The organism is Gallibacterium genomosp. 2, assembly GCF_000771895.1.
GTDB lineage: Bacteria > Pseudomonadota > Gammaproteobacteria > Enterobacterales > Pasteurellaceae > Gallibacterium.
The window spans coordinates 46081-57745 of sequence record NZ_JPXY01000032.1; the positions used below are offsets into that span (position 1 = coordinate 46081).

The 11665-nt window shown below is 35.4% G+C and carries 9 protein-coding genes and 1 pseudogene; 7 read left to right on the plus strand and 3 right to left on the minus strand.

Annotation, left to right across the window (positions count from 1 at the left end):
* Positions 1–13: 13 nt before the first annotated feature.
* Genes P375_RS07195 through P375_RS07205 form a run of 3 tightly spaced genes read right to left on the minus strand, consistent with a single transcriptional unit; the run spans position 14 to position 3544 of the window.
* Complete coding sequence (locus tag P375_RS07195; protein WP_039135778.1) at positions 14–901, minus strand: ABC transporter permease subunit; 888 nt, start codon at positions 899–901, stop codon at positions 14–16.
* Positions 894–1853 carry an ABC transporter permease gene (locus P375_RS07200; RefSeq protein ID WP_039135779.1) on the minus strand — a complete coding sequence of 320 codons (960 nt, stop codon included), beginning with the start codon at positions 1851–1853 and terminating at the stop codon, positions 894–896. Before P375_RS07200 ends, P375_RS07195 begins: the two co-directional genes overlap by 8 nt.
* Entirely contained in the window at positions 1850–3544 is a 1695-nt protein-coding gene (locus tag P375_RS07205) for an ABC transporter substrate-binding protein (protein ID WP_039135780.1), read from the minus strand. The genes P375_RS07200 and P375_RS07205 overlap by 4 nt, the downstream gene beginning before the upstream one ends.
* 410 nt (positions 3545–3954) lie before the next feature.
* Between P375_RS07205 and P375_RS07210 the strand changes: the two genes are divergently transcribed.
* The 7 genes and pseudogenes from P375_RS07210 to P375_RS07240 all read left to right on the plus strand — a co-directional run.
* On the plus strand, positions 3955–4557 hold the full coding sequence (locus tag P375_RS07210; protein ID WP_039135781.1) for a YagU family protein: 603 nt from the start codon (positions 3955–3957) through the stop codon (positions 4555–4557).
* A gap of 187 nt (positions 4558–4744) precedes the next feature.
* Positions 4745–6154 (plus strand): YcjX family protein, encoded by a 1410-nt coding sequence (locus tag P375_RS07215; protein ID WP_039135782.1) that lies wholly within the window; start codon positions 4745–4747, stop codon positions 6152–6154.
* Positions 6154–7209 (plus strand): YcjF family protein, encoded by a 1056-nt coding sequence (locus tag P375_RS07220; protein WP_039135783.1) that lies wholly within the window; start codon positions 6154–6156, stop codon positions 7207–7209. The genes P375_RS07215 and P375_RS07220 overlap by 1 nt, the downstream gene beginning before the upstream one ends.
* A gap of 368 nt (positions 7210–7577) precedes the next feature.
* Positions 7578–8624 carry an extracellular solute-binding protein gene (locus P375_RS07225; RefSeq protein WP_039135784.1) on the plus strand — a complete coding sequence of 349 codons (1047 nt, stop codon included), beginning with the start codon at positions 7578–7580 and terminating at the stop codon, positions 8622–8624.
* 96 nt (positions 8625–8720) lie between these two features.
* Positions 8721–9890, plus strand: coding sequence for an MFS transporter (locus P375_RS07230; RefSeq protein WP_039135785.1), 1170 nt, complete (start codon positions 8721–8723; stop codon positions 9888–9890).
* A gap of 85 nt (positions 9891–9975) precedes the next feature.
* Entirely contained in the window at positions 9976–11445 is a 1470-nt protein-coding gene (gene cls / locus P375_RS07235; protein WP_039135786.1) for a cardiolipin synthase, read from the plus strand.
* Positions 11446–11452: 7 nt separating this feature from the next.
* Positions 11453–11638: pseudogene (locus P375_RS07240) on the plus strand (GNAT family N-acetyltransferase); the annotation flags it as partial.
* Positions 11639–11665: the final 27 nt, after the last annotated feature.

An 11665-nucleotide genomic window follows, 5' to 3' on the forward strand; every position in this document is an offset into this window, starting at 1 on the left:
TATTTTCTCCCTCCTATGAATAATATTTATAGAAGGATCGTAATAAGCTGTTACTTAATACGTTAATGACCAAAATAGAAAACATTATCGCAGTTCCTGGTAACACAACCGCCCAAGGCGCAATATATAATAAATCAACCGAATCTCTTATCATCGCTCCCCATTCCGGCATTGTTGATGATGCTCCCAAAGAAATAAAGCTTAATGCACTCACATCCATAATTGCTAGAATAAATATTCTAGCTGTCTCTCTAACAAAAACCGGAAAAATATTAGGTAAAATAGTTTCTTTTAATAAAATATATTTTGAAATACCTTCCAAACGAAGTAATAATACATAATCTTTTTGTAATTCCTGTTGTACAGCATTATCTATTTGATGAATAAAATGAGGTAATAAAGCTAAAAAAATAGCCAACATTGCATTGGTTAACCCACTATTAATTAATGCCGCAATAATAATAGCGACCAATAAAATTGGAATGGATAAAAATACATCACCAAGATATTTTAATGTTCTAGATTTTACCCCTTGATTAATTCCAATGATTAACCCTAGACCACCACCAATTATTAAAATTGCTAACACAATAATCAATGCAGAACCGAATGTATAATGAACTCCCCATAGAATACGACTAAATAAATCTCGTCCGATATCATCAGTTCCCAATAAAAAAACTAAATTACCACTTTTATCCCAAAATGGTGGCATTAATTCATTACCTATAAATTGTTGATCCGGAGAATATGGTGATAAAAATGGTACTAAAATAGCAATAACTACCAATCCGGAAAAACAGAATAAACTGAATAAAGCAATACGATCTTTACTGAATATTTTCCAAATTGCTTTTTTTGCTTTCGTATTCCGGAAATCTTCTACCCTCTGCTCAATCATACCAAGCCTTTTTCTTAAACGGATCTAAAATAAATTCACTTAAATCTGCTAATAAATTAATAAATAATACCACTATTCCAATTACAATAACCCCACTTGCTACCGCATTATAATCCTGTTCAGAAAGTGCAGCAATTAACCACTGACCTATGCCAGACCAATTAAAAATATTTTCAATCAACATACAAGCTGCTAGTGTCAAAGTAAATGTACGAATAATATAAGGCAATATAGGTGCTAATGTGTTACGTAATAAATAAACACGAAGAATCTTAAATTTTGACCAACCACGAGTTAAAGCAGTCTTAGTATAATTGGCCGAAATAACCTGCTCCGCCCTATGCTGTGTTAATCGGATAATCTCCATCATCGGCATAATCATTAAAACCAATGTCGGCAATACCAAATGTTGCAATACACTTTGCACAATTTTAATTTTATACGGTTCTTCCACAAACCAAACATCAATAATCGCAAAACCGGTTACCGGTTTAATTTCATATAATGCATTATATTGACCAACTGATGAAATTTCCCAATTATAAATTGCTGCCAAATATAATAAAATTAAACCAATCCAATAAACTGGAATAGATAGCCCTACTGAAGAAAAACCTCGTATGAATTTACTAACAGAACGATTACTTAATGCTCCTATAAACCCTAATGGAATTCCAAATAACAAAGCCAAAATCATCGCAGCAATACATAATTCTAAAGTTGAAGGTAAAACAGATAAAATTTGATCTCTTAAGAGTTCACCACCGATATATGTAATACCAAAATCTGCATTTGCTAATTTTTCAATATACTGCAAATATCCTTGAAGGGTTGAACCTTCAAATAAGACTTGATTAAGAGGATCTTTCAACATAATGGTATATGCTAATATTGATAAAATCACTAAAGAGATAAAAATCAGTAATAGTCGTCTAATCAAAGCAATAATCATTTTTTCCCCTCATTTAAAGACAATGATGAAAAATGAATATTTCCAAATGACGTCATATTTAATCCTATTACCCGATTATTTGAAACTAATACATTATTTACTGTAGCAATCGGGATAATCGGCACTTGTCTAATAATTAATTGCTGTGCCATATCATAGTCCAATGCTCTTAATAACTGTACATTAGTTTGCAATGCTCTAATTAATAATGCATCAAGTGGTGGATGACACCAATTACTTAAATTAGAGATAGTATTTTGTGATGGACAACTTAATATTGGTCTTAGGAAACTATCCGGATCTAAATTATTTGTAATCCAACCTGTTAAAATCATATCATAATTATCCGTACCATCCTCTACACTCTGTTTAAGAAAATTATAAGACACTACTTTTACATTCAATTTTATACCTAATTGTTCCAAATCATATTTTATCATTTCTGCTAATTTGATTGGATTAGGATCATAAACTTGCTCTTCATTAATTACCCAAAGAGAGAGATTAAGTAATTTATCAGATAATAATGATTTTGCCTTTATTGGATCATAACTATATTCAAATGAAGTCGCATTAAAACGCGAAGCCCACGAAATTTGCGGAATAATACTTTGTGCAATTTTAGCCGTATCATAAAAAATATGTTTAATAATCCGAGGTCGATTAATTGCATAAGCTATCCCTCGTCTTACATCAATATTTTGCATAATTGGGCGCTTCATATTTAATGCTAAAAAAGATAAATTCATACTATCGGAAGAACTTATTTGCACACTAGGCAAACGTTCATTTAATAATTTGAGCTGGCTTGCATCTGGAAATGCGACAATATCACATTCACCATTTAAAAACCTTGCCAAGCGTCCTGTTTTTGTTGTTGAAACATCAATGACAATATTTTTAATATTCGCTTTTTCTCCCCAATAACTATCATTTCTTACTAAGCGAATATTTTTATCGCGAAAATAACTCTTTAATTGATAAGACCCAGTACCGATAGGCAAAATATCCAATTGTGCCAAATTATCATCAGCATTGAGTTGTAGAGCATATTCATACGACAAAATCACGGCATTAGGTCCGGAAAGATGGGAAAGCACTGAAGCATCTGGAGAAACCAGATTAATCTGAACTTGATAAGGATTTAAAGCGACAACCGAATTAATTTTATTCCTTAATTTAATACTTTCAAAATAGGGGAAATGTTTATTTTTTGCTTTCTCATTGAACAACTGATATTGCGAAATTTTACTGTTTTCCTCATCAAAATCATCATTCACAGGCAAAATACCGTCATTTTTCCCTAAAATACGATTTAAAGAAAAAACAACATCTTCCGCATTAAAATCTCTTGTTGGCGTAAACCAACCTGTACTGTGAAATTTCACACCTCGACGTAAATTAATCAAAATATGTTTACCGTCCGCTGAGATGTGATACGAAGTTGCCAACGAAGGTACGACCTGATTATCATTTCCCGTCAGTTCAAATAATTTATTATATATCTGATCAGCAACAATATTGGTATGACTACCAATCTCTGCCGTTTGTGGATTCAACGACACAGGTAAATCGTGTGTACAATAAACTAAACCATTATTCAACACCTCTTTTGGAACTCTTGGTGCCGAAAATGCCGTCTGTACGAAGATAAAGCAGATAAAAATTGTAATATATTTAATCAAAGCCATTGAAAAACCAGCTTACTTACTAATCTATTCTCATCTAAATTCAGCAAACCAGCATATTAACTAGCGATTGCTCCTTTGTAAAAGGATATTATCGTTAATAGTCTATTAAATCATCAAAATCACGATCTTAATCAATACTTTGTTTTTAATTCTAGATACAAAAAATATCATAATCTTAATTAAAATACTCCAAACAGAATAAATTTTATTCCTTAATTTATAAAAAATCATCACTAAACCGATTTAGCTTTAATAAAATTGGTGTAATTTTTAACCAAATAACTCCTATTGATTATTTTTTTATTGTATAAAATATTTTTTGTTTTATCATTTCGTCAGTTATCATTTCAACAAAATGAAAGCTAATAGTAAAAAACACTATATCTTATTGATAAAATTAGGAAATTTTTATGATTAATCTATTTCAACAAACAGAACCGAGTCGCCGTCGTTATGGTGTGGCGATTTTTGTCGGTATCATTGCCGGTATTATTTCAGCATTTGTAAAATGGGGAGCAGAACATCCTTTCCCACCTCGTAGCCCGTTAGATCTTTTCGTGGCAGCGTGTCAAGATCCGTCTCAAGCACTTGAGGTTTGTTCACGTGCTTTCTTAAATCCACCGCACGTCTTCTTAAGAGATTATTTAGGTATCGATCCGACTGCACCAGCATTTACCTTTGCAGATCAAGCATTTAACTGGATTGGTGTAACTCACATTATATTCTCTCTCGTTTTTGCTATCGCTTATTGTGTAGTTGCGGAACGCTTCCCTAAAGTCAAATTATGGCAAGGTGTATTGGCTGGTATTATCTGTGATATCTGTGTTCACTATATTACTTTCCCTTTGCTTGGTTTAACGCCACCGGTAGCAGAATGGCCATTCTACGAACACGTTTCAGAATTTGTCGGTCATATCTTCTGGTTCTGGACTATTGAAATTATCCGCCGTGATTTACGTAACCGTATCACTCACGAACCGGATGCAGAAGTCCCACTTGGTGAAAATCGCTAATCTGATTAAAAAAACCTCCTTTTGAAAATACGTTTTAACATTATGTTAAAACGTATTTTTCTTTAATCTTTCTTAAAAATCGTTCTCTTGATAAAACGCAATTCATCGTTATATATCACAACAAATACTTTTTTCACTTCTAAAAAATCAGCTACACTAACAACAATTAAATAAATTTAAGTCTATTATGCTAAAAACGTTACAAAACGAACTAGATAATTTGATTGAACGCAGCTTGGATCAAACTTTACGTCTGGCGGTAACCGGCTTAAGCCAAAGTGGGAAAACTACATTTATCACCGGATTTATCAATCAACTATTATCATTAAATACGGTAGAACACCCTCAATTGCCATTATTCAATGCTGCTCGTCATCACCGCATTTTAGGTGTTAAGCGCCTAACTCAAAAAAATTGGGAGCTTCCCCGTTTTGAATATGAAGATAATTTGCTATCACTGCAAAAATCACCACCACAATGGCCTCAATCAACTCGTGGATTAAGTGAAACCAGATTAGAAATTCATTACCAACATAGCCGAAGTTTATTACGTCATATTAAAACAAATGGCGTATTGTATCTGGACATTTTTGACTATCCCGGAGAATGGCTGCTTGATTTACCTTTATTATCACAAGATTTTCAACATTGGTCGCAAGCTATGCACCAACTGTTGCAAGGAGAACGAAAACAACTGGCTCAGCCTTGGTTGGAAAAATTGCAAAAGCTCGATCTTACACAAGTCGCAGATGAACACTTTTTAGCTCAACTTGCCAAAGATTACACCGACTATCTGCATCAATGTAAATCTGCCGGTTTCTACTTTATTCAACCGGGTCGATTTATTCTTCCGGGAGAAGCGGAGGGAGCTATCGCTTTGCAATTTTTTCCATTAGTTCATCTTTCCGAACAACAATGGCAACAGCTACAAAAAAATAGCAATAAACAGAGTTATTTTTCCGTGTTGCAACAACGTTATTACTACTATCGTGATCAAATCGTTAAAGCCTTTTATCAACAGCATTTTTCACGTTTTGATCGTCAAATTATTCTGGCTGATTGTCTAACAGCGCTTAATCATAGCCATCAAGCGTTTATTGATATGCAAATGGCATTACGGGCTTTATTCCAAAGTTTTCATTACGGGCAACGCAATTTTTTCAGCCGTCTGTTTTCGCCAAAAATCGACAAATTGTTGTTTGCCGCAACTAAAGCGGATCATATTACAACCGATCAAATTCCCAATTTGATCAGTCTGTTACGACAATTAGTTCAGTCAGAAGGTGAGCATCTACAATTTTCACATATTGATATTGATTTCACCGCATTTGCGGCGATTCGTGCCACACAACAAGTGATTGTCGAAGAACAGGGACAGCAATTTAAAGCCATTCAAGGCGTTAGAAGTATAGATAAAAAATCGGTAACACTCTTTCCCGGATCAGTGCCACAACGGCTACCAACTGCCGATTTCTGGAAAAATTCCGCTTTTGAATTTGATCAGTTTGAACCGCAAACGGCGCTTGAAGGCGAGCCATTACCACACTTACGACTTGATTCAGTTTTAGAATATTTATTAGGAGACAAATTAACATAATGAACAATAAACACCTATTTCAACCCCAAGACAGCGAACCGCAGCCGAAAAAGCTAAAAACAAAACGAGAATTTCACCCTACCCAAGTTGAACTCGATCAAAGCGCATATCAGGAAGAGGGTGAAATGGAGCAACAATTACAACAAGCCATTCAGCGTCCGCTTTCTTGGTGGCAAAAAGGATTAATTGGCACTGTTGCCCTGTTTGGCGCAGCAACCATTGCGCAGGCAATTCAGTGGTTGGTCGATGCTTGGCAGCAGCACCAATGGATTAATTTCGCATTTGCACTCGTTTTTGCTGCCATTGTTGTCTTTGGTGTCAGTGCCGTAGTCAAAGAATTTCGTCAATTACGACAACTCAAAAAGCTGGCAATATTACAACAACAGAGTCAACACTTGCAGCTTAATTCGCCGATCAGCAACACAGAAGATAGTACTAAGCTGACGAAGCAATTACTAAACTATATGCAAATATCACCACAACAACCGCAATATCAACAGTGGCAGCAATATGCAAATCAAGGCTATAACGCATCAGAATTGCTCAAACTCTTCAGTGAAGAATTTCTGCATCCACTCGATCAGCAAGCGCAAAAAATTGTTAATAAACAAGCCCTTGAAGCAACAATGATTGTGGCAATTAGTCCATTAGCACTGGTAGATATGGCTTTTGTTGCTTGGCGTCATCTACGTTTAATCAACAAATTGGCAGCATTATATGGGGTTAAATTGGGTTATTTCAGTCGTATCCGTTTAATCAGAATGGTGTTGTTCAATATTGCTTTCGCCGGCGCAACCGATGTTATTCGTGATATTGGAATGGATTGGCTTTCGCAAGATCTTACTGCAAAGCTGTCAGCACGTGTCGCGCAAGGTATTGGTGTCGGTCTGCTTACAGCACGATTAGGCATTAAAACGATGGAATTTTGTCGCCCCGTTCCTTTCACTGCAAAAGAGAAACCAAGATTACATACCATTCATAAGTTATTAATTACTGAAGTTAAAAATGTGATTAAAGATAATATTTTCAAAACCGCAGAAAAAGAAGCACGTTAATATTATTACCTAGTGGCATGATGACTAACATTTTTTTGATGGGCAACATATGAAGGTTGCCCTATAACTAATTTATATTTATCCGTATTAGTTGTTGCCTTATTTGCCCACACTTTATAGAATAGCTTACCTTGTCTAAATGTGGTTTCATTGAAACTCTTCTTCACCCTTTCGGGTAGAATGCTTCACTAGAAGTGAATCTCACTTCGAAGTCAGAATAGTGCATCAAATGAGTTCCATTTAATGCACTGTTTGATGAGTTGAAACATTTACACATTGTTCAAGTACCAATAAAAATCGTAAGATTTTTTAGTCGCTTGGCATTGGTCGAGCTATGGCATTAACTCACTACTGTAATGGAGAATTTTGTGAAAAAAATCACTACTTTATTAGGTATTAGCGCACTTGCTCTTGGTATCAATACGGCTGTTCACGCTGATGCGGACACCGTTTACCTTTATACTTGGACAGAATACGTACCTGACGGTTTGTTGGATGACTTTACTAAAGAAACTGGCATTAAAGTTAATGTTTCCAGTCTTGAATCCAATGAAACAATGTACGCTAAGTTAAAAACTTTGGGTGATAGTGCAACTTATGATGTCATTGCGCCATCAAATTACTTTGTATCCAAAATGGCAAAAGAAGGGATGTTACAACCTTTAGATCACAGTAAATTACCTGTGATTAAAGACCTTGATCCAAATATGTTGGATAAACCATATGATCCAGGTAATAAATATTCTCTTCCTCAATTGTTAGGCGCGCCTGAAATTGCTTTCAATACTGACACCTACAAAGCGGAACAATTCACCTCTTGGGCGGATCTTTGGAAACCGGAATATAAAGGTAAAGTACAGTTATTGGATGATGCCCGTGAAGTCTTCAACATCGCTTTATTAAAACTTGGTGAAGATCCAAACACTAAAGATCCAGCCATTATTAAAAAAGCATACGAAGAGTTATTAAAACTCCGCCCGAATGTATTGGCATTTAATTCCGATAATCCAGCAAACTCATTTATCGCTGGTGAAGTTGAATTAGGTCAATTGTGGAACGGTTCTATTCGTATTGCGAAAAAAGAAAATGCACCTATCAATGCCGTTTATCCAAAAGAAGGACCGGTTTTATGGGTAGACACTTTAGCTATTCCTAAAACATCTAAAAATCCTGATGCTGCACATAAATTAATTAACTATTTATTAAGTCCTAAAGTTGCTGCTCGTTTGGCAACCGAAATTGGTTACCCAACAACCAACTTGAAAGCAAAAGAATTATTGCCAAAAGAAATTACTGAAGATCCAAGCATCTACCCACCAGCAGATGTATTGAAAAACAGTTATTGGCAAGACGATGTTGGTGATGCAATTCAATATTACGAAAACTATTATCAACAATTAAAAGCAGCTGAATAAGTGATATAACAATAAACTTTTTAATTAACGCCCTCATTTTTGAGGGCGTGTTATTTCTACTTTTTGATTTAAAATCTATTTCCTAATTTATTAAAAATGAAACAAAGAAATACCACTTTTTTAATTTTAGGCATTATGATGATTGGCGTAGTGCTAAGAATGCCATTTACTGCTATTCCGCCTATTCTGCATGAAATTGCTACTGAATTTTCTATTCCAATCAGTCAACTTGGTATACTAACAACCTTACCACTTATTATGTTTGCTTTAGTTTCGCCTTTTGCGGCAAAACTCGGTCAACGCTTCGGTTTAGAAAAACTATTTGCAATGGCGTTGGTTTTAATGTTAATTGGCTCTACATTAAGAATTTTCTCTTTATCACTGCTCTTTACTGGCACCGTACTAATCGGTATCAGCATTGCAGTACTCAATGTACTGTTACCAAGCACTATTATGGCGAATCAACCAAACCGCTTAGGCAAACTCACTTCACTCTATTCTCTATCAATGACCTTTGCCACTATCATCGGCTCATCATTAGCAATGCCAATTACTACAGCTTACAGTTGGCAAACTATGATTCTGCTACTTTCTGCTATTTTGCTGATTGCATTGTTGGTTTGGTTGCCTAATATCAAACATAACCATTATTTAGACATGCACAATAAAAACCAAAATAATCCGACGCTATGGAAAAATAAATATGTATGGTGTTTCGTGATTTTCGGTGGCTTACAATCGCTTTATTTCTATACTACGTTGGCGTGGTTACCGACAATGGGGCAACAGGCCGGTCTGTCTGCCAACACAACCGGCTATTTGCTTGGTGTTTTTATGTTGGTAACAATTCCATTAATGCTGTTTTTACCCACTGCTTTTATCCGTTGGTCAAGCCAAAAACGCCAAATCGTTATTATACTTTTTATGTTAATCGCTTTACTTGGCGTAATGATGATGTTATTAAATTACCAAAGCATTACCTATTGGCTATTTGTCAATATTTTTACCGGATTAGCAGGTGGTGCATTATTCCCTTATCTTTTAACAATGCTATCTGTAAAAACTACCTCACCAACCAATACGGCTAGATTATCAGGGGTTGTTCAATCCGGAGGATATCTCTTAGCTGCCTGTGGGCCGGTATTATTCGGTTACAGCTATGGTATTTGGCATAGCTGGTTACCACAAATCTGGGTTCTTTGCGGTTTAGTATTAGTAATGGCTATCGCAGCGTGGTTTATTGAAAAAACAGACAAAATTATCTAATTCAATCGACATCGCATAAATTAAATCGCGATGTCGATTTTCTTTGTTAAAATAACGTTTCCTTAATTAGGTTATTGATGATGTTATGATTATTACCACTGATATTATTACTATTTTACAATATACTATTCCTATCACTATCTGGATTTGTCAAGTTTCTATCACTTTACGTCTGTTATTCAAACAGCAGGCAATGTCGGTTACCTTATCGTGGTTATTAATTGTTTATATCGTGCCAATTGTTGGCATCATTGCTTACTTTATTTTTGGGGAAATCAAGTTAGGTTCGCATCGCGCTAAGCTTTTCCACCAATTAAGACCTAAATATGTCGCTTGGTTTAATCAATATAAAGATTATAAAAATCTTGTCGAAAATAAAGAGGCATTACGATACAAATCACTGTTTGATCTTTGTCAACGTCGTCAAAACATTCCTTGTATTATTGGCAATGATCTACATATTTTGCAAACACCACAATCCATTATTCAAAGTATTATTAAAGATATTGAGCAGGCTAATTTTTCTATCAATATGACTTTTTATATTTGGCAAAGTGGAGGGCTTATCACTCAAGTTGAACAAGCATTATTAAAAGCTAAGCAACGTGGTGTGCAAATTCATATTCTACTTGATTCTGTAGGTAGTCGAGATTTTCTCTTGAGTAAGCATTGCCAACAATTACGCGACCAAGGAATCGAATTTTTAGAAGCATTACACGCTAATCCATTACGAATGTTTTTAGAGCGTATTGATCTTCGTCAACATCGCAAAATTGTAGTGATCGATAATCAAATTGCCTATACCGGCAGTATGAATATGGTTGACCCAAGTGAATTTAAACAGGATGCTAACGTTGGGCAATGGATTGATATTATGGTTAGAATTGACGGGCCGGTTTCCTCTATTCTTAATCATCTACACGCATGGGATTGGGAAATCGAAACTGAGCAACAGCAGCCTTTTGCTTTTGCACTTTGCCCATTATTGCCGATTGAAAATGACAATTCGCACGCTGTACAAATTGTTGCCACAGGCCCCGGCTTCCCAGATGATTTAATGTCGCAAACACTTTCAGTAGCCATATTTTCTGCTAGAAAATCAATCACAATCACCTCACCTTACTTCGTGCCAAACCAAAGCATTGAGGATGCTTTAAAAATCGCAGCGCAACGTGGCGTAGAAGTGAATATTATTTTGCCGAAAAAGAATGACTCAACTATGGTGCAATGGGCAAGTCGCGCACTTTTCGATAATTTATTAGCTGCTGGAGTAAAAATTCATCGATTTAAAGGCGGATTATTACACACTAAAAGTATTTTGATTGATCAACGATTAGCATTAGTCGGTAGCGTTAATATGGATATTCGCAGTTTTATGCTTAATTTTGAAGTAATGATGATTGTAGAAGATCGCGATTTTGCCAAAGAAATTTTGCAGCTACACCACAACTATTATCAGCAAACTGAAACCATCGATTATCAACAATGGCAACAGCGCCCTTTGTGGCAACGCTTTTTTGAGCGGTTATTTTTCTTTTTCAGCCCACTTTTGTAAAAACATTATGCAACAACAAGTTAGAACATTTAATCAATTGACTACACGAGAGCTTTTTCAGATTTATCAGGCTCGTACGGCAGTTTTTGTCGTTGAACAACAATGTTCATATCAGGAAGTGGATGAAATTGATCTATGCGCATTTCATCTCTGGCTATCGGAACAGCAACATCTTGTCGCTTATACTCGTATTTTTTTCCAAAATGGCATATAGGACAAA